19 protein-coding genes are annotated in these 25,451 nt (G+C 50.7%); 14 read left to right on the top strand and 5 right to left on the bottom strand.

Features of this window, described 5'->3' with window-relative positions; all coding sequences use genetic code 11:
• Positions 1-2 precede the first annotated feature (2 nt).
• Positions 3-914, top strand: coding sequence for a YihY/virulence factor BrkB family protein (locus ACEPSU_RS05045; protein WP_395322991.1), 912 nt, complete (start codon positions 3-5; stop codon positions 912-914).
• Positions 915-1,101: 187 nt separating this feature from the next.
• On the opposite strand, the gene ACEPSU_RS05050 is transcribed toward ACEPSU_RS05045, so the two are convergent.
• Complete coding sequence (locus ACEPSU_RS05050; RefSeq protein WP_395322992.1) at positions 1,102-1,554, bottom strand: flavodoxin; 453 nt, start codon at positions 1,552-1,554, stop codon at positions 1,102-1,104.
• 196 nt (positions 1,555-1,750) lie between these two features.
• On the opposite strand from ACEPSU_RS05050, the gene recX reads away from it, so the two are divergent.
• Both recX and ACEPSU_RS05060 read left to right on the top strand, forming a co-directional pair.
• The gene (recX, locus tag ACEPSU_RS05055; RefSeq protein WP_020089706.1) at positions 1,751-2,551 is read left to right on the top strand and encodes a recombination regulator RecX; all 801 of its coding nucleotides are present in this window, start codon (positions 1,751-1,753) and stop codon (positions 2,549-2,551) included.
• A 35-nt stretch (positions 2,552-2,586) separates the two neighbouring features.
• The gene (locus ACEPSU_RS05060; protein ID WP_395322993.1) at positions 2,587-3,765 is read left to right on the top strand and encodes a serine hydrolase domain-containing protein; all 1,179 of its coding nucleotides are present in this window, start codon (positions 2,587-2,589) and stop codon (positions 3,763-3,765) included.
• Between the two features lie 161 nt (positions 3,766-3,926).
• Here ACEPSU_RS05060 and ACEPSU_RS05065 read toward each other — a convergent pair whose 3' ends face one another.
• Positions 3,927-4,172: a YdeI/OmpD-associated family protein gene (locus ACEPSU_RS05065; RefSeq protein ID WP_020089704.1), complete on the bottom strand. Its 246-nt coding sequence runs from the start codon at positions 4,170-4,172 to the stop codon at positions 3,927-3,929.
• A gap of 168 nt (positions 4,173-4,340) precedes the next feature.
• On the opposite strand from ACEPSU_RS05065, the gene ACEPSU_RS05070 reads away from it, so the two are divergent.
• The 5 genes from ACEPSU_RS05070 (at position 4,341) to ACEPSU_RS05090 (ending at position 9,819) form a co-directional block, all read left to right on the top strand.
• Entirely contained in the window at positions 4,341-4,892 is a 552-nt protein-coding gene (locus ACEPSU_RS05070; RefSeq protein ID WP_020089703.1) for a DUF402 domain-containing protein, read from the top strand.
• A gap of 175 nt (positions 4,893-5,067) precedes the next feature.
• The gene (locus tag ACEPSU_RS05075) at positions 5,068-6,180 is read left to right on the top strand and encodes an AI-2E family transporter (RefSeq protein WP_395322994.1); all 1,113 of its coding nucleotides are present in this window, start codon (positions 5,068-5,070) and stop codon (positions 6,178-6,180) included.
• Between the two features lie 225 nt (positions 6,181-6,405).
• Entirely contained in the window at positions 6,406-6,825 is a 420-nt protein-coding gene (gene tagD / locus ACEPSU_RS05080) for a glycerol-3-phosphate cytidylyltransferase (RefSeq protein WP_020089701.1), read from the top strand.
• A gap of 70 nt (positions 6,826-6,895) precedes the next feature.
• Positions 6,896-7,780, top strand: a complete 885-nt coding sequence (locus tag ACEPSU_RS05085; RefSeq protein WP_395322995.1) for a hypothetical protein — start codon at positions 6,896-6,898, stop codon at positions 7,778-7,780.
• 14 nt (positions 7,781-7,794) lie between these two features.
• Complete coding sequence (locus tag ACEPSU_RS05090) at positions 7,795-9,819, top strand: CDP-glycerol glycerophosphotransferase family protein (protein WP_395322996.1); 2,025 nt, start codon at positions 7,795-7,797, stop codon at positions 9,817-9,819.
• 80 nt (positions 9,820-9,899) lie between these two features.
• Here the strand turns inward: ACEPSU_RS05090 and ACEPSU_RS05095 are convergent, their stop codons facing one another.
• A complete protein-coding gene (locus ACEPSU_RS05095) occupies positions 9,900-10,454 on the bottom strand; it encodes a hypothetical protein (RefSeq protein WP_395322997.1) in 555 nt (184 codons plus the stop codon).
• Positions 10,455-10,630: 176 nt separating this feature from the next.
• On the opposite strand from ACEPSU_RS05095, the gene ACEPSU_RS05100 reads away from it, so the two are divergent.
• The 3 genes from ACEPSU_RS05100 (at position 10,631) to ACEPSU_RS05110 (ending at position 16,595) form a co-directional block, all read left to right on the top strand.
• A complete protein-coding gene (locus tag ACEPSU_RS05100) occupies positions 10,631-12,208 on the top strand; it encodes a peptide chain release factor 3 (RefSeq protein ID WP_020089697.1) in 1,578 nt (525 codons plus the stop codon).
• Positions 12,209-12,632: 424 nt separating this feature from the next.
• Positions 12,633-14,123 (top strand): glutamate/gamma-aminobutyrate family transporter YjeM, encoded by a 1,491-nt coding sequence (gene yjeM, locus ACEPSU_RS05105; protein ID WP_395322998.1) that lies wholly within the window; start codon positions 12,633-12,635, stop codon positions 14,121-14,123.
• 351 nt (positions 14,124-14,474) lie between these two features.
• Complete coding sequence (locus tag ACEPSU_RS05110) at positions 14,475-16,595, top strand: lectin-like domain-containing protein (protein WP_395322999.1); 2,121 nt, start codon at positions 14,475-14,477, stop codon at positions 16,593-16,595.
• Between the two features lie 88 nt (positions 16,596-16,683).
• On the opposite strand, the gene ACEPSU_RS05115 is transcribed toward ACEPSU_RS05110, so the two are convergent.
• Entirely contained in the window at positions 16,684-18,042 is a 1,359-nt protein-coding gene (locus ACEPSU_RS05115; protein WP_395323000.1) for an FAD-dependent oxidoreductase, read from the bottom strand.
• A gap of 306 nt (positions 18,043-18,348) precedes the next feature.
• Between ACEPSU_RS05115 and ACEPSU_RS05120 the strand changes: the two genes are divergently transcribed.
• A complete protein-coding gene (locus ACEPSU_RS05120) occupies positions 18,349-19,782 on the top strand; it encodes a C69 family dipeptidase (protein ID WP_395323001.1) in 1,434 nt (477 codons plus the stop codon).
• A 205-nt stretch (positions 19,783-19,987) separates the two neighbouring features.
• On the opposite strand, the gene ACEPSU_RS05125 is transcribed toward ACEPSU_RS05120, so the two are convergent.
• Positions 19,988-20,692 carry a matrixin family metalloprotease gene (locus ACEPSU_RS05125; protein ID WP_395323586.1) on the bottom strand — a complete coding sequence of 235 codons (705 nt, stop codon included), beginning with the start codon at positions 20,690-20,692 and terminating at the stop codon, positions 19,988-19,990.
• Between the two features lie 324 nt (positions 20,693-21,016).
• On the opposite strand from ACEPSU_RS05125, the gene ACEPSU_RS05130 reads away from it, so the two are divergent.
• Both ACEPSU_RS05130 and asnS read left to right on the top strand, forming a co-directional pair.
• On the top strand, positions 21,017-23,626 hold the full coding sequence (locus ACEPSU_RS05130; protein WP_395361619.1) for a cation-translocating P-type ATPase: 2,610 nt from the start codon (positions 21,017-21,019) through the stop codon (positions 23,624-23,626).
• 387 nt (positions 23,627-24,013) lie between these two features.
• Positions 24,014-25,405 carry an asparagine--tRNA ligase gene (gene asnS, locus ACEPSU_RS05135; protein WP_020089690.1) on the top strand — a complete coding sequence of 464 codons (1,392 nt, stop codon included), beginning with the start codon at positions 24,014-24,016 and terminating at the stop codon, positions 25,403-25,405.
• Positions 25,406-25,451 lie beyond the last annotated feature (46 nt).

Consider the following 25,451-nt stretch of genomic DNA (forward strand, 5'->3'; position numbering starts at 1 on the left):
TCGTGTGGCAGAAATGGCGCCCGCGTTTGGCGGGAATCAACCGGATCATCCAAACCATCAGTAAGCATTATCAAATGGCGAACGTGTCCGACTCGGCGGCGGTATTAGCGTACTATACCCTTTTGTCATTATTTCCAGCGTTATTGGTTTTAGCAAGTTTATTGCCCTTTTTCCACATTGAAACCAGTACCGTGATGAACAGTATCGAGCCGTTTATTCCGGCGAACGTTTACGACTTGTTGGCACCGATCATCCACTCGTTTTTGAATAATCGAAGCGGCAGTGTGCTGTCCATTGGGGTTATCGTGGCTATCTGGTCCTCATCACGGGCCGTGGCGGCGTTTCAGCGGACGGTCAATGGGGCGTACGGTGTCGTGCGGAAGCAAAATGCCATCGTTAATCGAGTGGTGGCATTCTTCTGGATGGTGGCACTAATTGCCTTTCTGTTCCTGATGATGTTGTTCTTTAGTGTGGGGCAGATCGTATTGGAACGACTCACACCACTCTTGCATCTGCCAACGCAGATCTTAGCGTATGTCAATGCGGCAAAGTGGCCGGTAACTTTTGTGATGACGTTCTTTATTCTGATGATTCTGTTCTACTTCGTTCCGAGCGTGAAATTAAAATTGCGCTATGTTTGGCCCGGAGCTTTAACGGCGACGTTAGGCTGGTTACTGCTCTCGCAAGCATTTAGCTGGTATTTGAAATTCTTCGTCCACAATATCGATAGTTATAAAACGATTGGGACGTTCATTGTCTTGATGTTTTGGTTGGACTTTACGGCTTTGATCCTGATGTTTGGGGCGGTGCTCAATGCCGCTATTCAGGACTTAGTTGAGGGGACCATTGAGGAGCAGGCGGTCTTTACCTACATTCTGCGGAATCGATTGAAACGTAACCGCAAAGATGATTAGTTGGATCGGCCAGGCTGATTATTTAAGCTGGCCAATGTGATAACGTCACCTTAATTCAAAAAACAATCCAAAAAGCTACGACTCGTCAACTCCGAAAAGTTTGATGAGTCGTAGCTTTTAGACGCAGTAGCGTTGTTTTGATGATAGAGACCTGTCATAATGCCGTGCCAGGTCCGTATGAATGCGGTTAGGCCTGTTGCGCGTGCGTTACCAGTTGGGTGGCGAAGGTATCGAGTTGTTCGATGGCCGCCTGATCGGGTTCTAAGTTGATTTTGATGCTAGGAGCGCCTTGCGTTGCGCCAGTCTTCGTAAAGGCCGCTTCAAAGTGATCGACGGTCGTGTTGTAGTACTCGCCGTAGAAGGTGTCACCGGAACCGGCCACCCCGAATGTCTTGCCACTTAGGTTTAGTGTCTGTAGGTCTTCATAGAAGTCGAGACCTTCGTCCGGCAGGGAACCCTCATCGTAGGTGTAGGCGCAGACCACGCAGATATCGGCTTGGTTGAATTCGGCGGCATCGGTCTGAGAAATTTCGGTTTCGGTGACCTGACAGCCCAGATCTTCTAACTTTTCGGTAACGATGTCGGCTACGTCTTCGTTATTGCCGGTAATCGTGGCAAAGACCACGTGTGCTTTTAGCAAAATCGTTCACTCCTTTGGTTGTACTGATTGCCGTTAATTATAGCAGGCTATCGCGATGGTGACTAGGGATGGTGACGTGTGGGGATGATGGTGCCGCCGAAAAGATGATTGACTAACTAAACCGCTGTTAGGGTCGTCACCTCCGTGGGAGAACTGGTAAAATGATGACATAAGACGAGAAAAGGATGTGACCTGAATGGCCGAAATTACCATGATTGAAGCACAGAAACGCAGTGGTCGGTTTAACATATACGTTGACGGGCACTACGCGTTTCCCGTGAGTGAGAGTGTATTGGTCGATTTTCGCCTGTATAAGGGGATGGAAATCGATAAGGAATTGGAAGAACAGCTGACCGCTGCCGATGACGTGGCGAAGGCCTACAATCGTGCACTGGATTATTTATCCCATCAGTTGCGAACGGAAAAGGAAGTTGCCGATAAGCTGGTGACGTTGGAGATTCCTGAAGAGACCATCGAACAGACACTGAAAAAGTTGCGTGAGTTTGCGTTGGTGGACGATGCCCACTACGCTGCCAGTTACGTGCGCACGGTGATGCACACCGGGGACAAGGGCCCGCGGGTCATTCGACAACATTTGCGGCAAAAGGGTGTTGGTGAAAAGGTAATCGACGAGGCGTTGACCCTTTACACGCCGGAAGAGCAGTTGGCCGTGGGGACGGCCGTGGCGGAGAAGCTGGCGAAGCGTTATCAGCACAATTCATCACGTAATCAGGAGCAGAAGATGCGTCAGGGGTTAATGGCGCGGGGCTTCGGTGGTGATGAAATTAAGGCGATGCTCGATGCCGTGGACCTGACGCCAGACGTGGACGAACAACAGGCGTTATTGGCTAAGCAGGGCGAAAAATTTCTGCACCGTTACCGGGCACTTAGTCCCTCGGAGCGACAGTATAAAACAAAACAGATGTTGTACCGCAAGGGCTTTAAGCTAGATGACATTAGTCAATGGCTGGCTGATTTTGGGGAATCGGCTGAATAGATCCATTCAGAATTAAAGGGTAAGGGGGAGTTACCATGAATTCTAAAGTTATGGGAACGGTGCTGGCATTTGCCACGGTCTTGGGCCTCAGCGGGGGGCTGGCTTGGTGGTTCAACAATCAGGCCAAGACACAGGCAGAGACGAAGACAAGCAGCAGTTCAATCGTTCGGCAAGTTAAGCCCAAGAAGAAAAAGCCGGTGGTGAAGAAGGCCGTCGTTAAGGCGAAGCCAACGGCGGCCACTAGAGAAATTGATGCGGTTCTCCGCGCCAATCGTTTCGTCGGGACCGCGTTGGTCATTCACAACAAACAGGTCATCTACCAAAAGGGCTGGGGGTACGCGGATGCGGCGGCTCATAAGAAGAATGGGGCCCACAGTGTGTACCAGTTGGCCTCCGTGCAGAAGTCGTTCACGGCGGGGCTGATCATGAGACTCGCCAGTGAGGGGAAGCTGTCACTGACCGATCCCTTGTCGAAATACTACCCGACAATTGCCGGATCAGATGAGATTACGCTGCGGGACATGCTGGATATGAAGAGCGGCTTGACATTACCCGCGTTTCCCAGCAAGCTCCACTCGGAGAAGGGCATGATTCGGTTTATCTTGGCCAACGTGGTTAGTCGGCCAGCTCAGATTGGCAAGTGGGATTACTCACCCGTTAACTTTATGTTGTTGTCCGGGATTATTCAGAAGACGAGTGGTGAGAGCTACCGGCGGTACTTCACGCAGAACATTACCAATGCTTGGCACCTGAAGCATACCGGGTTCGTCTTTAACATGGCGGATCAGGCCACGTACTCACAAGGGTATCAGAATGCCAACAATGCGGACGTGACCGCCAACTATGGGTCTCAGTTTGGGGAATCCAAGGCGTCGATGTTCTACCAGTTCGGCACGGGGCAGGTCTACATGTCCGCACGTGATCTATACACGGCCCAACGGAACATGCTGCAGGGGAAGCTCTACCCAGAAAGTGACGTCAATGTCCTGCTCGCGCCGGGGACGGCCTCCATGTATGGGGGCGGGATGTACGTTTACCCCGGCTACGTCCGGACGCACGGACTCGCCTATGGGTACGAAGCAACGTCTCTGTTGAGTAAGGATGGCACGGACGGGGTGGTTCTTTTGAGTAACTACTACCGGGTCAACCAACTCTCGCAAACGCCGGCAATTCAGATCTGGAATCTATTACAGGCTGGTGAGCTGGGCAAGTAAGTGCGTTGCTACTGATTGATTTTAGATTTAGGCAAAATTAAAAACAGACACGCTAGTACCGCGGATACCAACTTGGGTGACAGCGGCGGCTAGCGGGTCTGTTTTTAGTCTCCGGGCTGATCATAAGCAGAGTGTCAGAGCCACTCTAGAAAAGTCCTGGGTTAATCTTTAGGGCGACTGCCGTAAGCGCGTTTGGACTTGTAGCCAGCAGCTAGAATTTTTCGCATATCGGCGATGTGGCGGGCTTTGGTGTCGTCCGCTTTAGCACCGAAGATGTAGCGGGCCCATTCGCGTTGGTAGCCAACAGTCAGGTCGGCAAAGAAGGCAGTCAGTTTGGGGTCATCGGCCAAAAGGTCGGCGACTTGTGGAATCATGGGTTCAAAAGTACTCAGGGGAGCTTGTGTCATTGCTTATTCACCTCGGTCATTGATTCATTTAGTTTATCTTAAATTTGCGGGTCACCCAAGGATTTTGTTCAGGAATGTGGCGGTGCCTATTCATTAATACGGCTGAATCTGGTATAATATTGATTGAATTTTTATAGTTACCCGTTACTTAGAAAGTAGGGTTAATACATGACGCGCGAAGCTAGAGGACCTAAGGAAGGCGACTTCATTACGATCAAAAGCTACAAGCACGACGGAAGTTTGCATCGAACTTGGCGCGACACGATGGTACTCAAAACAAGCGAAAATGCCCTCATCGGGGTTAATGACCACACGTTGGTCACTGAAGACGATGGGCGGCGGTGGGTGACAAGAGAACCCGCTATCGTTTATTTCCACAAGCATTATTGGTTCAATATTGTTGCGATGATTCGGGATAACGGGGTGTCGTATTACTGTAATCTGGCTTCCCCGTATGTTTTGGATAAAGAAGCGCTCAAATATATTGATTATGATCTCGACGTAAAGGTCTTTCCGGATGGTGAGAAACGCTTGCTCGACGTTGATGAATACCAAGATTTCAGTCAACGGTGGCAGTATGGCGAGGAAACCGATCGGATCTTGAAGGCAAACGTCTTGACCCTCGTCGATTGGATTAATCATCACAAGGGCCCCTTTTCTAAAGCCTATGTCGATCTTTGGTATCAACGGTATCAGGAACTGTTACGACGCTCAAATTAATCGCGGCGTAGACCTGTAAGAGTTGTCTTCCGTATCACCAGGAGCAAGTCATTCGTGGCTGGCTCCTTTTTTCAAAAAGCCATCGTTGTTACCGGACACCATTGCGGGCCATTGAGGCTTACTGGGTCCGGGAAGGCGTTCTAAAAATAAATGACGAATGAGAGGAGTACTGCCCATGAAGTGGTTCGCCAATTCACGACTGATGTTTTGGTCCGTGGAACTGTTGATTGTTGCGGCCTTAATCTGGGTCTGTACACAGATCAGCTTCTTGTTTTCTCCGATTGGCATTTTTCTCTCCACGATATTTGCACCACTGCTGATCTCGGGAATTCTCTTCTACCTGCTGAATCCGGTAGTCAGATTACTGGAAAAGGTGCGTTGGAAGAAGTTTCACATTAATCGCGCGGGTGCCGTGGCACTGGTCTTTTTACTCCTGGTCTTGGTTCTGGTGGCCGGTGCGATGTGGCTGATTCCCCGTTTGGTTACCCAGGTCACCACGTTGGTCGGTAATATTCCAGACTTTGCCAAATCTAGTGAGGCTGTCCTCAACAAGCTGATCAATCATCCAGTACTGAAAGAGATTGACTTCTCCAAGTACTTAACGCAGTTGCAGAGTGCTTTGTCCAAGTACGCACAGGGCTTCATGAGTGGCTTGACCAGTGGTATCGGAAGTATCATTGGCACGGTCACCACGGTCACGGTGACAGCAGTCACGGTGCCGGTGATGTTGTTCTACATGTTAAAGGATAGCGACAAGTTCATGCCAGCTATTCAGAAGTGGTTACCTGCCAAGCATGGTGAGCAAACCGTTGAACTGCTGGGACGAATGAACAAGACGATTGCTCGGTACGTGGGCGGTCAGATCGTTGAGTGCCTCTTTGTGGGGAGCTTCACGGCGATCGGTTACTTCTTCGTGGGTGAAAAATACGCGCTGCTGCTGGGATTTTTCGCGGGCATCTGTAACCTGATTCCCTACGTGGGCCCCTACATTGGGATTCTCCCAGCGCTGATCGTGGCCTTTGCAACGAGTACCAGCCTGATTGTCTACGTGATCATCGTGGTCGTCGTGGTGCAACAGATCGATGGCAACCTGGTCTATCCCAACATCATTGGGAAGAGCCTACAGATTCATCCGTTGACGATCATTATTATCCTGCTAGCGGCCGGTAATATCGCCGGACTGCTGGGGATGATTCTGGCGATTCCGTTGTACGCGGTGGTCAAGACCGTGGTGCAGTATCTTTACAGCATCTGGCAATTGGAACACGCGGAGAAGAAGTCACTGTAGCAGCGTCATTCGGAAAGGGAGCGTCATCTAATGGGTGACAGCACCGGAATTTTCGTAAATTCGCGCAAATTGGGTAGAAATTATCAAGAAATGACTAACGTTTGCGGTTTGAAGTTGACGTGACCGCTGAATATGCTACTATTTAGATTGTTATTGGATTTTTTGAAAAATAGACCCCCGGGTAAAGCAACGGGGAAATTAACCAGATAAAGTAGGAGATTCTACATGAAAAAAGTAATTACTTACGGAACGTTTGACCTGATCCATAAGGGTCACATTCGTTTATTGAAGCGGGCCGCAGCCTTGGGTGACGATTTAACGGTTTGTGTTTCCTCCGATGAATTCAACGCGGAGAAGGGTAAGCGGGCTTACACCTCTTATGAAGACCGGAAGTACATTCTGGAAGCAATCAAGTACGTTGATCACGTGATTCCAGAAACCACTTGGGACCAAAAGATTCGCGACGTCCAGGAAAACAACATTGACATTTTTGTTATGGGTGACGACTGGAAGGGTAAGTTTGATTTCTTAAAGGATTACTGTGAAGTCATTTACTTACCACGGACGGAAGGTATCTCCACGACTAAAATCAAGCACGATTTAGGTCTTTCCGATGAAAAAACTTGGACGGAAGACGAAAAGTAGTGTTGGCAGTGAAATCCTTAGTCGCAGACTAGGGATTTTTTCTTAGGAACGCGTAGACGGAGGCAAACGAATGCAGCAGATGATATTTTTATTGACGTCCCTTAATGGGATGCACAAGCCGAACTTTTCCACGCAATTGTTGAAGGCTCTGAAGAATGGCTCACAGGTCAGCGTCTTAGTGGCGATGGTCGATTTTGAATCAGTCTGGACGGTGCGACAATATCTAAATCAACTTGCCAGAAAGGACAGTCAAGTCAACAAGATTCGCCTGATCACCTTGGCGGAAATGTTCGCTGATGAGCCGGGACTGGCCTTGACTACTGAGGAACGACATGCGATAGGGCTCGAGGATTACGAGCAGCGGTTGTTTGCTGACAATCAGGAACAGGTTAAGCGGTATCTGAGTGATGGTCACATGGTGGCAGAGTTACGGCAGATCGACGATGAGACGCCGATGGTTCTGCGCCAGTATCAGGCCGATCAGTTGGCTCAAGTCGATACATACGGGTTAGACGGTCAGGTTGTCGGGATTGAAAAGATTCAAAATGAGGTTGCTCAGACCAGCTATCTCCTTAATCGGAACGGAGAGGCCGTCTTACGCTTTGTAAGGCATGAACGACCAATTGAGCACATTTATAATTTAAGTGCCACCTCGGCGATGTTAGCTACCGAATTTGAGGGTGCCAAACAGGTAGCCACCTCGGAGACGCTGTCGAAGCGGCAACGGGAACGGGCGGAAGCAAATACGGTCGATCAGACACAGATCATTACGGCCACGGAAGCCTATTACGGTGTCTTAGCGTACTCGAACTACCGCCGTTTCAGTGACGTCTTTGCCTTCTATCAGGCGGTTCTCAGTCGATTGTTGACGGATGATACCCGGTTGTACGTTGACTTGGCGGTCAATGCGCACTTCTCACCGCAAATGCCGAACCAACTGATCTTTAACTACTAAGGAGTTTTTCCATCGTGCGTGCGATTTTATCAGGATTACATCATAAAAAGAATTTACAGGAACTTGAGCTCGAACTGATCGATGTGCCAGAACCTTTCGACGATCTCGCGGTCACGTTCTTGGAAAAACAAACCAAGGCGTCCATCACGATTCCCGTCAGCAAGGTCCTCAGTGCGCAGGTCGTTCGGTTACGACTCAACGCAAGTGACCTCCAATTTCCAGCAGAGGGTCAGAGCGAATTTAGCTGGGAACTTTATTTAAACCTACAACAACAGAACACCCGGGGCCTGATTCAGGTCGAGAGTGAATACTTGAGTGACCGTCACCAGTTGACGCTGACCAGCTATTACCAGCTGAATAGCGATGCTAACGGGATGGCGCTGTTCAATATGCATACGGAGCAGGCAGAAGACGAGTTCACGATTAACGCAATTAACTTGCAGGACGACCAACTTCAGGTGATTGGACCTAGTCGGATCAACAACCATGCCATCACTAATCAACGACTGGTCTTGAAGAATGTACAGGCTGACAGTTCGGCGGAGTGGCCGATTACCCAGATGACCTTGCACGGGTTATTTACAGGGGTAATTCCACTATCCGACCTGGCTGACGATAGTACGCAACAGCTCTTCATTCGCTCAACAATTGACGGTCAAGACCTGGAACAGCGCGTGGTCTTAGCCAAGTCGTTGGCCGGGCAGGTGACCCAGGCCGTGACGCCGGGGCACCGCCTGGTGATCATCGACAAGCGTTTCGATAACGGGATTCGGGTGCAAGAAACGGCGGCACCATCCATTCCGCAACGTTTGGCTAACGTGCCAGGCAAGGTGGGAGGCGCCACGAAGTTCCTGTCGATGTTAATGGACAAGGCCAACTTGTTCTACATGCGTCGGCTGTTCAAGCGGGGTCACCGGCCTTACGATCAACCAACGTTAATCTTTGAAAGTTTTGGTGGGCGGCAAGTCAGTGACTCGCCTTACGCCATTTACCAACTGTTCACGCAGCTCTATCCCGGGTTTACCTTTATCTGGTCGATTGACCGGTCCCAGAAGAAGTTCTGTAAGGAAAATGGGATTCCGTTCGTCATTCGACGGACGTCCAAGTGGGTCCGGACACTGGAAAAATCCAGCTTCTGGATCAGTAACGCCCGCTTCCCATCCTGGGTCAAGAAGCCTAACTACGTGACCTATATTCAAACGTGGCACGGAACGCCGCTGAAGAAGCTGGGCTTGGACATTGAGAATGTCTCGATGCCCGGCACCACGACGACTAAGTATCATGCCAACTTCGTCCGGGAAGCCAACCGGTGGGATGCCTTGGTCTCACCTAACGACTATTCCACGCGGATCTTCCGGTCGGCCTTTGGGTTTAACAATCAGATTTTAAAGGTTGGGTATCCCCGAAACGATGAACTCATCAACAGCACCCGTGAAGACGTGACCGCGTTGAAGCAGGAGCTGGGAATTCCGTTGGATAAGAAGGTCGTTCTCTACGCGCCAACTTATCGGGACAATCAATTTGCCGAGAAGGGGAAGTACACCTTCGAGTTACCATTCTCTCTCGATGAGTTCCGTGATCGGTATGGCAAGGATGCCGTGTTGGTTCTGCGGATGCACTACTTGATCAGTAACGCGTTGGATATCAGCGGGTACGAAGGCGTCGTCTTTGACTTCTCCAACCATCCGAACATTTCCGACCTGTACCTGATCAGTGACATGCTGATCACCGACTACTCATCCGTCTTCTTTGACTTTGCTTACTTGAAACGGCCAATCCTGTTCTACCCGTACGACTATCACATGTACAAGGACGAGCTCCGTGGGTTCTATCTCGATTACGAGAAGGACTTGCCGGGCGAGATTGCCCACAACGAGTCGCAGTTATTGACGATGATCGGTGATAAGCTGAAGACCCCCGACATGAGCGATGATCAGAAGTTTATGGACTTCTATCAACGTTTCTGTTCAATTGACGATGGGTTAAGTTCCCTGAAGATCGTCAACTACGTGGTGCAACAGATTGAAAAGCACGGGTAACCCGTGTCACTAAACTTAAATTTACGGATAAGAAAAGCGAAGCCGGTTGGGCTTCGCTTTTCTGTCAAAATAGTAGTGGGTTACTTGTGGAACTTCGTGGCCTGCTGGTAGGCGTGGCTACTGAGCTGTGTGGCCGTACGACTGGGTTGTACAGTCTCCTGGAAGTAGTGGTCTAAGATCAAACGGTAATTGCGCTTGACCAGCTTCAAATCGGGCTGCTTCTGCGTAGTCAACTGTGCCTGGGCCGCTTGAGCGAGCCGCAGGGAATGGTTGCCCTGATTCGTGTGTTTGACGAGGTAGGTTACATTCTTGCTGGCCTTCTTATCGCGGGGCGTGACCGGCTGGTCTTCAGCGTGACTGCTAGCCAGTGAGGTGTTCATGTTGGCCGTCAGACTGACAATCTCGTAGTACTGGTCCTTCTTGACCCGGACGTGATCGTAAGTCTTAAATATCAGGACGTTCAGCAGTAAGGCGATGATAACTAGGCCAGCGCCACTAAAAATGATGGTCATGGCCGGTCGCAGTCCGCGCCGACGGTGTTTGGCAATGAATAGACCAATTAGGCCACCCACGGCAATCAGGGCGCCTAGACTAAAAACAATTTCGATGATGATGGCTTCGGTACTCGCCGACATATTTTCACCCGTTTCTCAATGCATTCATTCTTTTATGATACCACGAAAGTACGGAGATGCGGGGTAAAAAGGGACCTAGACCGTGAATTGTAACGTTAAATGTGTTAAAATCAAGAGCTGTGTAATCAAAAGATAACGACTATTTAAAATAAGAAATTTTGTGAGGACTAAACAATATGAGTGAAATTAAATTAGCATCTGCGGTGGACAAGCGTCGAACGTTTGCCATTATTTCTCACCCTGATGCCGGGAAGACGACGATTACCGAACAACTCCTGCTGTTTGGGGGCGTTGTGCGCGAAGCCGGAACCGTCAAGGCTAAGAAGAGTGGTAACTTTGCTAAGTCTGACTGGATGGAAATCGAACAGAAGCGGGGAATCTCCGTTACGAGTTCCGTGATGCAGTTTGACTACCAAGGCAAGCGCATCAACATTTTGGATACCCCAGGACATGAGGATTTCTCCGAAGATACTTACCGGACACTGATGGCCGTGGACTCCGCAGTCATGGTTATCGACTCCGCTAAAGGGATCGAACCGCAGACTAAGAAGCTGTTTCAGATCTGTAAGATGCGGGGCATCCCGATCTTTACCTTCATGAACAAGCTGGACCGTGATGGCCGGGACCCCATGGACCTGATCGCCGAATTGGAAGACGTACTGGGAATCGAAGGTTATCCAATGAACTGGCCAATCGGGATGGGTAAGGAATTAAAGGGTCTGTACGACCGTTATCACCAACGGGTCGAATTGTTCCGGCCTAAGGATGCGAGTCAACCTTACCTGCCATTAACTGAAGACGGTGAATTGGCGGAACACAACGACTTGGAAGACGATGGCTGGTACCAGGATGCCCGCGATAACATGGAGCTGATTGGTGAAGCTGGGAATCAATTTGACCAAGCCAAGATCGCTAGTGGGGACCAAACGCCGGTCTTCTTCGGTTCAGCGCTGGCAAATTTTGGGGTGAAGACGTTCCTGGAAACCTACCTGGAATACGCCCCAGAACCCGCAGCGCACCACACACAAGAAGACAACGACATCAAGCCGACCGACCCCGAATTTTCAGGGTTTGTCTTCAAAATCCAGGCCAACATGAACCCGAAGCACCGGGACCGGATCGCCTTTGTGCGGGTCTGCTCCGGTGAATTCGACCGTGGGATGGACGTCACACAGGAACGGACGGGGAAGAAGCTCCGGCTATCCAACGTGACGGAATTCATGGCTGATACGCGTGAAAACGTCGAAAAGGCCGTGGCTGGTGACATTATTGGGCTCTACGATACGGGAAACTTCCAAATCGGGGATACTATTTATACCGGGAAACAAGCCGTGAAGTTTGAAAAACTTCCGCAATTTACGCCAGAACTTTTCGTCCGGGTCGCAGCTAAGAACGTCATGAAGCAGAAGTCCTTCCACAAGGGGATCAATCAGCTGGTGCAAGAGGGGGCCGTGCAACTCTACACGTCCTACTCGACTGGTGATTACATTCTGGGTGCCGTTGGGCAACTGCAGTTCGAAGTCTTCCAGTTCCGGATGCAAAATGAATACAATTCAGAAGTTATCATGGAACCAATGGGTAAGAAGACGGCTCGGTGGATCGATCCCGACCAACTCGACGAACGGATGTCATCGTCGCGGAACCTATTGGTCAAGGATAACCACGGTGAACCACTGTTCCTGTTTGAAAATCATTTCGCAGAACGCTGGTTCAAGGACAAGTATCCTGATGTTGAATTGACGTCAAAACTATAATCGCCAATGGAGAGTGGGACAAAAGGCGGTTAGCTGGCGAGCATTAAGGCCGCTAACTGAATAATCCCGAACTTGGATTGTTTGGTTAGCGGTTTTAAGCGGAACCAGCTGCCTTTTGGCGCACGTTTCAACCATATAATATCGAGATAAGCAAAGGAGTCTGGGATTTTGTCCCAGACTCTTTTTTTGCGGATAATTCGGTGGGTTTACTAGACGAGCCCAATTGGGGTGAGGCGCAACCGTTGTGGGTCTAAAATTAAGGTGTCATCAGATTTTGGCGGTAAATCTGATGAGAAAATGCACGATTATCACACGAAACTCTAAGCTAGCTGTTACTAAATTTACAGGGGATTGTATTGTCGCTCATATAAACTAATAAAAGCGCCTTCAATTGGGTAGTTTAAAAAATTTGGGGAGAAATATAATGGCTGAAAATAACAATAAAATAACCTTAATGGCATTAGTCATGATGATCTTCACCACCGTGTTTGGCTTTGCCAACAGTACGGTGGCTTACTTCTTAATGGGTTATTCATCAATTCTATTTTACTTAGCGGCGGCGGTCCTCTTCTTTATTCCGTTTGCCTTAATGATGGCGGAGTATGGTGCCGCTATCAAATCCGATGAGGGGAGTGGGATGTACCAGTGGATGGAAGTCAGCGTGAATCCCCAGTTCGCGTTTATCGGGACTTTCATGTGGTTTGCGTCCTACATTATCTGGTTGGTCTCGACCTCGGCTAAGGTCTGGATTCCCTTCACCACGCTGTTCTTTGGGTCTGATCAGACGCAAAAATTTGCTTTCGCGGGGTTGAATGCGACCCAAGTCATTGGGATCTTATCCTGTTTGTGGATGATTCTGGTCACCTATGTCTCAATCAAAGGGGTCAAGGGAATCGTGCGGGTCACCAGTCTTGGTGGGATCGCCGTCATGAGTTTGAATGCGATCCTGCTGGTGGTGTCTGGCGTTGTCTTGGCGCTACGGCATGGTCACATGGCTCAGCCGCTGCAACACTTCATGACCTCCCCACACCCAAATTACCAACAACCAATGGGAATTATGAGCTTTGCCGTGTTTGCTATCTTTGCATACGGGGGTCTGGAAGTTCTCGGGGGGATGGTCGATAAGACTAAGAACCCAGAAAAGACGTTCCCCAAGGCCATCGTTATCTCGGCCATCGTCATCACGTTGGGTTATGCCATCGGGATTCTCTGTTGGGGGATCAGTACGAACTGGAATGCCGTCTTGTCCGACCCATCAACCAATATGGGGAACATTAGTTATGTGATGATGCGGAACTTAGGTGACGTGCTGGGTGAGTCACTGGGTCTGAGCGCGGCAACGAGTACCACGATTGGCCTGTGGTTTGCGCGGTACACGGGGCTGGGAATGTTCCTGGCTTACTCCGGGGCATTCTTCACGCTGACCTATTCACCACTCAAGACGTTGATCCTCGGGACGCCGAAGTCCATGTGGCCAAAGAAATTTACGGAATTAAATGACAACGACATGCCAAGTTACGCGATGAAGTTGCAGTGTACGGTCGTCATCATTATTATTCTGTTAGCTTCCTTCGCGTCAACCGATGCCTCAGCCTTTTACAACATCTTAACGCTGATGGCCAACGTTTCTATGACGCTGCCTTACCTGTTTCTGGTCTACGCCTTTCCTAAGTTCAAACGGAATCGCGATATTCAGAAGCCATTTGAAGTCTACAAGTCACCGGCTTGGACGACCGTCATTAGCTGGGTCGTCTTCCTCGTGGTGTTGGGGGCCAACACCTTCACGCTGATTCAACCCGTTTTGGAAAACGACGACATTCAAAGTACGATTTGGATGCTGGTGGGACCAATCTTATTCGGACTGTTAGGGGTCATCTGGTACCACGTCCGTCAACGGAAAATTACGCAGGACTAGGAAAAAGAGTTGTCACGCGTAGCCGTCAGAAGTTCTGGCTAGCCGGTACAAGCGTGTTCAGAGTATGACAGCTTACATCGCCTGGTAAATTAGGGATTACAACTAAGAAAATGGGAGCACCGTAGCTGTAAAGCTGCGATGCTCTTTTTTTAATTGATTTCGGCAGCTGTTCCAGACTTATCGGGTCAAACGGGGCCAACGGACGCCGTTCAAATTTCGAAGCAATTCCGTGATATTTTGACGCATTGTCCGGCAAAAGGTGAAGGCATGCTATCATTTAAACGAGGAAATAGAGAGTTGTTTAGTCGATTGAGGCCCAACACCGTTTGGGGGTGGAGAGGAGCGGTAACAATGAAGTTGAGGACTTGGTTAGGTGTGGTGTTCGGTCTAGGAGCCGTTGTCCTGGGGGGCGGCGTGGCCCAGGCCGATACCGATTACGATAACGCCTTGAAGTCGGCGCCACAGGGGATCTCGCTGGAAAATATTTTTACACCAGGAACCACCAGTAATAACCAGGCGGCAGTCGTGGACACCAACACGGCTGGAACGCAGGCGGCCAAGGTCAATAATGGCAAGAAGCAATTTGGAGCATTGTGGTCAACCGCCGACAATAGTTTTGATTTGACAAAGAATGAAACCGCTTCAATGTGGCTGTATTTCGGAAACACTGGAAAGAAAGCTGCCGATGGGATGGCTCTGGTCTTCCAGAATGATGGTGCCGGTTTGGCAGCAAGCCCGGGTTTTGGCAAAACCATTTCCGGCGAAACGCTGGGGGTCTGGGGCGTCGATACCGATAAGAAGCAGAGCACCGCAGATAAACTAGCGGCCAGTGCGATTCAGAATAGCTGGGCGTTGGAATTTGATACGCATTTGAATACGTCCAGTAACTACTCGAATGCGGGGGATGCGGATTCCTTTGACGGTAAGCTGAAGGGCCCGCATCTGGCGCACAATTATCCGGGTGAAGCTAGTACCTACCAGATGGTCAAGGCCTCACAGTTATTGCCCTATCCGGCTTCAGGTTACTATGCCACGCAGACTCATGCGGGGGCAATCACCGGTGACTATACCCTCTTGTCAAACGGTGCGTGGCATCATTTAACGTTGGACTGGGACGCTACAACAAAGCAGATGACTTATACCTTTAACGACAAGGACCCCGTGACTGGGAATGATCAGGCGGGCGTCAGTGAAACGGCGGACCTCGACCTCAAGAAGATTGATCCCGATAATTCTGGGAAAATCCGTTGGGGCTTCACTGGTGCGACCGGTGACAGTTACGAAAATAATTTAGTTGTGATGGAAAAGGTTCCAGGACTGGTGAATGCTAAGGCGCACACGACGCTGACGGACCTGCAGACTAATCAGACGATTGACGACGGTGACGTGCTGAAGGGGACCCACCAGTTCCGTTTGGATTATCAATTGGACTATCGCGATGGGAAGCAATCCTGGAAAGACGTGGCCGCCAAGATTCAATTGCCGGCGTCTCTGGACTATGACCAAACGGCTACAATTCGCTACCAAAATGGAAAGACGAGTAGCGTAGACCTGGCGGGAATGACCGATAATCAGGCAAGCTTCACGTTGGGAGAGGCGTTATCAGCGGACAATCCTACCGCGACGATTTCCTTTACGGGAACGGCAGCAGACGTTAAGGGACCGGTGACGGTGGATGCCAGTGCCGGAAGCTTTACGGCGGTTAACGGTGTCGTAACGACTGACACGTCCGTCTTCACGGTGAACCCGACGCTGGAATTGAATCTCTTTTCGCTGTCCGGAAGTAGCGTGCAATTGGAGCCCGGTGAGAGTGCAACTTTTAAAGGCTTGATTGTGATTCCAGAAGGGGTCGATCTGAACAATACGGATATGACGGTGCATCCCACGCTGAATGGCACGGCCCAGGCTGACTTTAAGCTGCCGGCCGGGGATGATAACAGTAGTGGTCGGTTCAACTATTCGGTTGCTGCTAACCAGTTGAAGTCCGGGACGAATACGCTGAAGCTGAGCGTCGAGGATCCTTACGGTAACGTTTCGAATACGGTGACGTATACGATCACGGTTCCAGGGCAGTTGTTGTTCCAACAGGTTTCGACTAAGAGTAGTTTTGAAGCAACCACGCTGACTGGTGCCAGCCAGAAAGTCAAACGGACCAAGGACTGGCAAGTCGAAATTTTAGATACCCGTGAAGCCGGTGCGGAGTGGTCGCTCCAAGTGGCGGGCACGAAATTCGCCACGGCGGCTGGTCAAGAATTGTCTGGTAGTCTTTACTACTACGACAGTGACCAGAAGAGTCCGGTGACCAGTACGCCGATGACCGTGATGAGTGGCACGTCCAGTGACCAGGACGACGTGACAGACGTTGTCGGTGGTTGGGATGATGAAGCTGGATTGGTCTTAGAGGTCGATGGTGATGCGGTTCAAGGCGAATATTCTGCAAATATTACCTGGACGCTAAACAACGTTCCCTGACTAGGGCGAACGCTAACCGATAGTTAAAAATCACCCGCGATGTGTAAACTCGCGGGTGATTTATTTTGACTTAAATTAGGAGGGGAAGCTAGTCTACCGACGTTAATTTGTCAGCTTGGGCTTGGGCGGCCTGTGCCACGATGTTCAGGTAGTTGAATGGCCGGTCGAAGTTAGGCTGGAAGAGCATGTCAACCATGGCTAAATCGTCAATCGTGTTGTCGTTTTGGATGCAAACGGACAGTGTGTTGGCAGATTGAGATACATCGTACTTGCTCATCAGGGCACCACCGAGGATCCGCCGGGTATCTGGGGAGTAGACCAACGACATCAGTACGGGTGTCGTGGTTGGCATGAATTCAGGGCGGTAGTTATCCTTAACGATGACCTGTTCGGCGTTGATTCCCTGTTGTTTAGCTGAAGCTAAGGTCAACCCAGTGGATACGATGGTCCGACCGTAGAGTTCCAGGCCGGATGAGGATTGCGTCCCCATGTATTTCACGGTTGGCTTAACCAGGTTCTTACCGACTAGAATACCTTGCCGCACAGCATTCGTAGCTAACGGAATGTAGGCGTTTTGATGCGTTGGGTTGTAGTGTACAGCGGCACTGTCTCCAGCGGCAAAGATATCGGGATTTGAGGAACGCATGTAGTCATCGGTAATGATGGCGCCGTTCTTTGCCATATCGACCTTGCCCTTGAGCAGGTCGGTGTTGGGCCGGAAACCGATACACAAGATGGCGAGATCGGTATCGTAGCTGCCGTGATCGGTCTTAATGGTTAAGCGACCGGCGGCGTTATCATCAAAACTTTCCACCGTTTCGCCTAAGGCAAGCTGCACGTGATTGTCACGGTAGTCTTGTTCAATGACGTCGGTGAACTCGCTGTCGAAGTATTTCGGCATCACGCGATCCATAGCGTCAATCAAGGTCACCTCATGGCCGGTGGTCGAGTAGGCTTCGGCTAGTTCGGCACCAATATAGCCGGCACCGATGACCGTGATGTGCTTAGCACTCTTGGCTTCTTCGATCAGCGTCTGAGCGTGGGCCCAGTTCTTGCAGAGCTTGACCTTGGCGTTGTCGATACCTGGAATCTTAGGAACGATTGGCCAGGAGCCAGAGGTCATGACTAACTTGTCATAGTCCTGAGTTGTTTGTTCATGAGTGTTCAAGTCTTCAACCGTAACCGTTTTCTTTTCAGGGTCAATGTTGAGGACGTTGTGGTTCATTTGCACGTTGGCGCCCAGACCGGCTAATTCTTTGGGACTGGAATAGAAGAGGCCTTGTGGATCGGCGACCTTACCACCGAGATATAATGCAATCCCACAGGACAGAAAAGAGATGACATCATTGCGTTCGTAGACGGTCACCTCGGCATCTGGATGTTCCGTTAGGATCTGTTTAATGGCAAAGGTACCGGCATGCGTACAACCAACAACTGTGACTTTCATAAATGTAGCCTCCCAAACAAGTTTTTTAAATGGATTGAAAGATATTTCACAAACTGTGTCAAAAAAATAAATCAATTGGTTACAACTTCATTTTAGACAACTTAGACGAAAAGTCAACACATTTCTAAATGTGTAACCATTATTGACGGAAAGAATTTCTGGTGGCTAGTGTTCAGTGGGGATTAAGAGTAGACTATTTGGTGAAGAGTTTTCGGTCTTGCGGCGTGCGACGGCGGGGTGTGGTGATGGTCAGACGCAACCGGCGTTTTCCGCAAGACGATAGTTATAGAAGGAGTGGTAGTTGTAATGAAAGCAGCAAAACATCTGACCGCCTGCACCACGGTGCTCGTCGGTAAAAAAGCAACGGTTGATGGGTCAACACTGATCGCCAGAAATGACGATACCTTTTTAGCCCTGACGCCCCAACGGTTCTACGTGCATCCCGCAGAAAAGGATCAACCAAAGCGGACCTGGGTCTCTAATCAAAACGGGTTCACGGCGCCCATTCCTAGTGACGGTTACCGTTACCTGGCAACGCCTAACGTTGAGACCGACAAGACCGGTGAATACGCCGAAAGTGGGATCAACTCGCAGAACGTTGCGATGAGTGCCACCGAAAGTGTTTACGGTAATCCTCAGGCACTGGCATTCGATCCCTTAGTTGCTAACGGTTTAGCTGAAGATTCCCTGCAGACGATGGTTCTGCCTTACATCAACTCCGCGCGTGATGGTGTCCGTTACTTGGGTAAGATGATCAAGGAATACGGTTCACCGGAAGGCAATGGGGTGCTGTTCTCCGACAACGATGAGGTCTGGTACATGGAAATTGTTACCGGTCACCACTGGGTTGCCCAGCGGATTCCGGACGATGCCTATGCGGTAGCCGCCAACCAAGTGGCCATTCAACAAGTGACGTTTGATGATCCCGACAACTTCATGTACTCTGAAGGCATTCAAGAATTTGTCAGCGAAAATCACCTGAACCCCGACCAAGACGGCTGGAACTTCCGTCATATCTTTGGGACCAGTACCGAAAAGGATCGGCACTACAACACGCCACGGGTCTGGTTCGGTCACCGTTGCTTGAACCCAGAAATTAAGCAGGACCCCCAATCCAGTGATCTGCCATTTATTTGCCGGACCAGCCACAAGATCAGTGTGGAAGATGTTGAATACATTTTGAGTTCTCACTATAACGAAACGAAGTACGATCCATTAGGCCCCGGCGACGATGCTGACCGCCTGAAATTCCGGCCAATTTCGATGAACCGGACGCAGAACTCCCACGTCTTACAACTACGCAACGATGTGCCCAAGGAAAGCTCCGCCATTATGTGGGTCTGCTTTGGGGTCCCAGCCTTTAGCCCATACGTGCCATTCTTTGCCAACGCAACCGACACCGATCCTTCATACAGTAGCACGCCCGTTCACTTGGACGACGTTAGTGCTTACTGGATGTACCGGAAGTTGTCGATGATTGTGGAATCTCACTACGTCGACTTCATTGAACAGGATACGGATTACGTGACGGCCGCTAAGGAAGGCTTGCGGACTCACGTGGACCAAGCACTGAAAGGTGCTAAGGGCCTGTCTGGTGACGAATTGACGGCCTTCTTGACGACGCAAAACCATCAAGTAACGGCCGACATGCGGAAGACGACAACGAAGTTCACGAACGACCTCATCGAAAAGGGGCTGACGCTGTCTCGCCTGACGTTCAACATGGATATTAACCTGTAAACAGTGGTGGTAACTTGCAGGCGGAGGGTGCGTTGCGCACACTCTCCAATGCACCTATACTTACTACTAATGTAAAAATGACGGATTTTGTCGCATCAAATTGAAATTGCGACAAAAATAGCGTCCCCAGTTTGGCTGACAAGCCATTGGGGACGCTATTTGTTTAGATTGAAAGGTGACTTAACGAATACGTGGACGCCTGAGCTTAACCTTTATCGTAAATGGCTCGCAGACTCTTCAGATCGGCGGTCAACAGTTGGGTGCGGCCCTGATCAATCGGAGTCATGACGGAGATCTTGTCCGAACTGTGGTCGAGTCCCAGGGCGTGGCCGAGTTCGTGGACGGCCACGGATTGTTTGAAGGATTGGGGGTAGGTGGCGTTGAGCTTGGCCGTAGCCGTGTTGGTGGTCAAGATTCCCTGCCAGCTGATACGCTGGGTGATCTGCGGACCGCCGTGTCCCAGCTCAATTGTATTCTTTTTGCCGGTCTCCTTGTGGTGGTAAACGCCAAACGTGATCCGATTGGTCGTGGTCGATCCGGGACCCTCGGTCAACTGGACAATCCCGGGCTGATTATAGAGTTTAACCGCCTCGGCGAAGACTGCCCGGGCCTTGGCTGGGGTACCAGTCGCGTAGTGGTAGTAATACTTTTGTTGGAGGAGTAGTCCCTGAACGGCACTTTCCACCGGGGTGTCGTCTGCTCCGGTTTTGGTGGTCGCGTCTTTAGGGTTGCGGAGGATATAGCCGCTGGTTTGGTAGTTGTCGGCCTTGCGCGTTCCCTGGTGGGTAAGGAGACCCGTGATGGCCGTTTGGTAGTAAGTAAATTGCGTGGAGAGGGCCTGCCAATTGCTGAGAATAAAGAGCCCCACTGCTAGGAGGGTCACGATGAGCAGGCGTCTGAGTAGTTTCACACCGATGCTTCCTTTCTGCGCGGCCCCGTTCATGGTAGCCGGTAGTGATTAGTTTGATTCTAGGGTATCTGGTTCAGCATGGCAACTAGGACGCCTCACAAATTTAGGGGCGTGACGATTGTTGCTGTGAATATTGAAAAAATTATAAAAAGGGAGGCCAATGCACGGGCAACATATCCATTACATAATTAGTCATACCGTAAATAGAAAATATAATGTTCTATTTTTCTTCACAATTCTCCCGCAGTCTGGCCAAACTTTTACGGTTTAATAAGAGTATGGTAATCGGAACGATAAATTATTCAATAAACGGAGGCATAACTTATGAAGAGAGAAGAGATGACGACTTTAAATTTAACACCCCAGCAAGGGCTGACGGCCCGAGAGGCTCAGACGCGGCGGCAAGAATTTGGCAGTAACCAATTGGTGGCTGCTAAAAAGGCTAGCATTTGGCGTCAAATTGGGCATCATTTAGCGGACGTATCTTCACTTGTGCTATTATTTGCCGTGGCATTAGCCAGTTATATGGCACTTTTCCAAGGTGGCGGTTGGACGAAATCCATCGTCATTGGGTCGATCCTGGTCATCAACGTGATTATCGGAATGTATCAGGAAGCCTCGGCCGAAAAGGCGCTGGCGGCGTTGCAATCGATGAGCTTGCCCACGACGACCGTGCGGCGGGAAAACATTGCCCAGACGATTGACGCGAAGGACGTGGTTCCGGGTGACCTGGTCCTGTTGAAGGCGGGAGACCAAGTCCCGGCCGATGGGGTGGTCCTGTCCAGTACTAACTTAGCCGTGGATGAAGCCGTTCTGACCGGTGAAAGTGTGCCGGTCAACAAGGTGGCGTTACACAAACCCGACGGTGCTAAGGAAAACCAGCAAGTCTTCTCCGGTACCGCGGTGACGGCCGGCACGGCTGTCATTCAGGTTGTGACGACTGGGATGGCAACGGAGCTGGGACAGATTGCCGGGCTTTTGAATAAAACGAAGAAGCGAGCAACACCGCTACAGGGCCGTTTGAATCGGCTTTCCGGTTGGCTGACGACATTTGCCGTCATGGGCGGAATGGCCATCTTTGCCCTGAGTATTTGGATGCAAAACCAGGGGCTGGCTGACAGCCTCATGATTGGGATCTCCCTGGCGGTGGCGGCCGTTCCTGAAACGCTGCCGATTATCGTGACAATCAGCTTGGCTCACGGGGTGAAGCGGATGGCTAAGCGTAACGCCATCATGCGCCGGGTTAATGCAGTTGAAACCATTGGTGGGGTCGACGTGATTGCTTCCGACAAGACGGGAACGTTGACGCAGAACCAGATGACCATCACCCGTTACTGGACGCCGGGCGCCAAGTCGGCTGCGGCGGCTACGGAAATGACGCACGCCGGTAAGGACCTCATGCGTTACTTGGGGTTAGTGACCAATGCTGAAATTCAAATGGTTAACGGCGAGGAAGAAACGGTGGGTGACCCCACTGAATTGGCCATCGTTCGCTGGTTAGCTAAAAATGATGCCAGCCGTAAGGGCTTTGAAGCAACGGCGCCGCGACTCGCCGAAGATCCGTTTGACTCCACGAAGAAGACCATGGCAACGCTCCATCAATTAAAGGATGGTCGTCGGTTGGTCGTGGTCAAAGGGGCCTTTGATCGCTTACCCGTTGACTGGCAGCCAGCAGAATTCGCGCAGGCCAAACGGGCTCACGATGCATTCGGTCAGGAGGCTTTACGGGTCCTGGCAGTCGGCTACCGGGTCGTACCGGCTGGCGACACCATCAACTGGGCCGACCTGACGCAACACCTGACGTTTGCGGGGATCGTGGGAATGATCGATCCACCACGGCCAGAGGTTATCACGGCAATTCGGGAGGCGAAGGCCGCCGGAATCAAGCCTATTATGATTACCGGAGACCACATGGTGACGGCCGAGGCCATCGCCAAAGAAATTGGCTTATTGTCACCGGGGCAACTGGTGATGTCCGGGGATGAACTCCGAACGTTGACGGATGCCGAGCTTGACGGTCAGATCAAAAACATTGCCGTCTATGCGCGAGTATCGCCAACCGATAAAATCCGAATCGTTCAGGCTTGGCAGAAGACCGGCGCCACGGTTGCGATGACGGGTGATGGCGTGAATGATGCGCCAGCCTTAAAGGCCGCCGATGTGGGTATCGCCATGGGAATTACCGGGACAGAAGTGTCTAAGAGTGCCGCGGACATGGTCCTGACGGATGACAACTTCGCGACGATCATCTCGGCGGTGAAGGAAGGGCGGACGGTCTATCAAAACATCCTCAAGGCCGTCGAATTCCTGGTGGGGGTCAACTTCGCTCAGATCTTCCTGATGGTTGGCTCGGTCCTGATGGGCTGGGGCGCGCCACTGTTGGCCGAACAGCTCCTGCTGATCAACGTTTTAGCCGATGGTATTCCTGGTTTCTACCTGAGCAGAGAACCTGGCGAAAAGGCCGCGATGCAACAGCCGCCGGTGGCTAACGATGAAAGTCTCTTCGCTCGTGGCCTAGGTGGTCAACTGGCAACCCGTGCCGTGACGTTTACGTTCCTGACACTGGGGGCTTACGGGCTGGGACGCTTCGTTCTAGCGGCTAACCAGCCAGCGGTCGGCATGACGGTAACCTTCCTGATCCTGGCGATTGGTTCTATGATTGATATCTACGCCATTAAGGATCGTCAACCGTTGACGTGGGCCAGTCTGAAACGGAACCCACGGCTTAACCGGGCGCTGCTGGTCACGATTAGCTTGCTGATTGTTGTGGCAGTGGTTCCGGGGCTCCAAGGGCTCTTCGGCCTCGTTGCACTGCCAGTCGGTGGCTGGGTACTCGTTGCCATCGGCGTCTTCATCCCGACGCTCGTCTTGGAAATTAAGAAGCGCTGGGGGCAACGGGCCCAATCAATGGGCAATCGGTTGGTTGAAGACTGAAAATTAAACTTGAGAAGAACGGGGTTCCACCACACACAGATAGATTTCGGTTGTGTCCCGCCCCGATTTGTGCTAATCTGACAACAGTTGCATAAATCAAAAACAATTGAAACGGACAACGCCAGATTGGTCACCGGTGCCTAGCGAACTAAGGATAGTGAGAGCTTAGTTGATCGCCCAATCTGGATAACCCCGCTTTCGTTGCAGGCTGAATCAAGAGTAGGCCGCGCCGTGACCGCTACGTTATCAAGCGGAACGTATGTTAGTACGTTGTTTAAAGTTGGTTTTGAATTAAAAACAATTTGGGTGGTACCGCGGAAAGATCTTTCGTCCCTAGTGATAGGGATGATGGGTCTTTTTTTATGGGTACGACAGAAGGAGAATATGATGACAGAAATTTTGGTTAAAGATTTATTTAGCGACCGGCACTTTGCCGAAGACGAACAAGTTGTTCTGCACGGTTGGGTGAAGACGGTGCGGGGCTCTAAGCGCGTGGGCTTTATCGAATTGAACGATGGCTCTTGCTTGAAGCACGCACAGATCGTGATGAAGAGTGATCTGGAGAACTACGCCGAAATGACGAAGTTGCCACTGAGTTCTACAATCAAGGTTGTGGGGACGGTCGTTTACACGCCAGACGCCAAGCAACCTTTCGAAGTTCATGCCGAAGAAGTTGTGCTTGAAGGGGCCTCCGATAGTGACTACCCACTGCAAAAGAAGAAGCACTCCTACGAATACTTGCGGACGATGGCGCACCTACGGCCACGGACCAACACGTTCTACGCGGTCTTCAAGATCCGTTCACTGACGGCCTTTGCCGTACACCAATACCTGCAGGAAAATGATTTCACTTACGTTAACACGCCAATCATTACCAGTAGTGATAGCGAAGGGGCCGGGGAAATGTTCCGGGTCACCACGTTAGACATGAACAACTTGCCTAAGACGGACGACGGCAAGGTTGATGACAGCCAAGACTTCTTCAAGAAGGAAACAAACTTGACGGTCAGTGGTCAACTTCCCGTGGAAGCCTTCGCTTTGGCTTTGCGGAACGTGTACACGTTTGGCCCAACCTTCCGGGCTGAAAACTCGCACACGGCTCGTCACGCCTCAGAATTCTGGATGATTGAACCAGAAATGGCCTTTGCTGACTTGCAAGACGTCATCAACGAATCCGAAAGTCTCCTGAAGCACGTGGTCAAGTATCTCTTAGCCCACGCCAAGGATGAATTGGAATTCCTGAACAACGCCGTGGATGACGATCTGTTGAACCGTCTTCACCAGACCATCGACGAAAAGTTTGCACAGATTACCTACACGCAAGCCATCGAAGAGTTGGAAAAGGCGCCTGTTAAGTTCGATGTTCCCGTTTACTGGGGGCTCGACTTACAAGCTGAACACGAACGCTACCTGTGTGAACAGGTCTACAAGCGACCAACCTTCCTGACGGATTACCCACGTGAGATCAAGGCTTTCTACATGCGCGATAACGACGATGGCAAGACTGTCGCAGCCGCTGACTTATTGGTTCCCCGTATCGGTGAATTGATCGGTGGGAGTCAACGTGAAGAACGTCAAGCTGAAATGGCCAAGAAGATCAAGGATAACCACTTACCACAGGAAGAATACCAATGGTACTTGGATCTGCGGAAGTACGGTGAAACCAAGCACTCCGGTTACGGAATTGGTTTCGAACGGTTACTGATGTACGTGACGGGGATGGAAAACATCCGCGACGTGATCCCTTACCCACGGACTCCAGGTAACGCTGAATTCTAATAAGCTTATCGAATCAAAAAGTGTCACCACAAATCTGTTGAAAGAT

The organism is Levilactobacillus parabrevis, assembly GCF_044051715.1.
Taxonomy (GTDB): Bacteria; Bacillota; Bacilli; order Lactobacillales; family Lactobacillaceae; genus Levilactobacillus; species Levilactobacillus parabrevis.

Coding starts and splice junctions, on each gene's coding strand:
- ACEPSU_RS05060 (WP_395322993.1), top strand. CDS start 2,587: ATGAATTCTAAAGTTATGGGAACGGTGCTGGCATTTGCCACGGTCTTG.
- ACEPSU_RS05130 (WP_395361619.1), top strand. CDS start 21,017: ATGAAGAGAGAAGAGATGACGACTTTAAATTTAACACCCCAGCAAGGG.
- ACEPSU_RS05095 (WP_395322997.1), bottom strand. CDS start 10,454: ATGTCGGCGAGTACCGAAGCCATCATCATCGAAATTGTTTTTAGTCTA.
- ACEPSU_RS05065 (WP_020089704.1), bottom strand. CDS start 4,172: ATGACACAAGCTCCCCTGAGTACTTTTGAACCCATGATTCCACAAGTC.
- asnS (WP_020089690.1), top strand. CDS start 24,014: ATGACAGAAATTTTGGTTAAAGATTTATTTAGCGACCGGCACTTTGCC.
- ACEPSU_RS05075 (WP_395322994.1), top strand. CDS start 5,068: ATGAAGTGGTTCGCCAATTCACGACTGATGTTTTGGTCCGTGGAACTG.
- ACEPSU_RS05085 (WP_395322995.1), top strand. CDS start 6,896: ATGCAGCAGATGATATTTTTATTGACGTCCCTTAATGGGATGCACAAG.
- ACEPSU_RS05100 (WP_020089697.1), top strand. CDS start 10,631: ATGAGTGAAATTAAATTAGCATCTGCGGTGGACAAGCGTCGAACGTTT.
- ACEPSU_RS05120 (WP_395323001.1), top strand. CDS start 18,349: ATGAAAGCAGCAAAACATCTGACCGCCTGCACCACGGTGCTCGTCGGT.
- recX (WP_020089706.1), top strand. CDS start 1,751: ATGGCCGAAATTACCATGATTGAAGCACAGAAACGCAGTGGTCGGTTT.
- ACEPSU_RS05115 (WP_395323000.1), bottom strand. CDS start 18,042: ATGAAAGTCACAGTTGTTGGTTGTACGCATGCCGGTACCTTTGCCATT.
- ACEPSU_RS05110 (WP_395322999.1), top strand. CDS start 14,475: ATGAAGTTGAGGACTTGGTTAGGTGTGGTGTTCGGTCTAGGAGCCGTT.
- ACEPSU_RS05070 (WP_020089703.1), top strand. CDS start 4,341: ATGACGCGCGAAGCTAGAGGACCTAAGGAAGGCGACTTCATTACGATC.
- yjeM (WP_395322998.1), top strand. CDS start 12,633: ATGGCTGAAAATAACAATAAAATAACCTTAATGGCATTAGTCATGATG.
- tagD (WP_020089701.1), top strand. CDS start 6,406: ATGAAAAAAGTAATTACTTACGGAACGTTTGACCTGATCCATAAGGGT.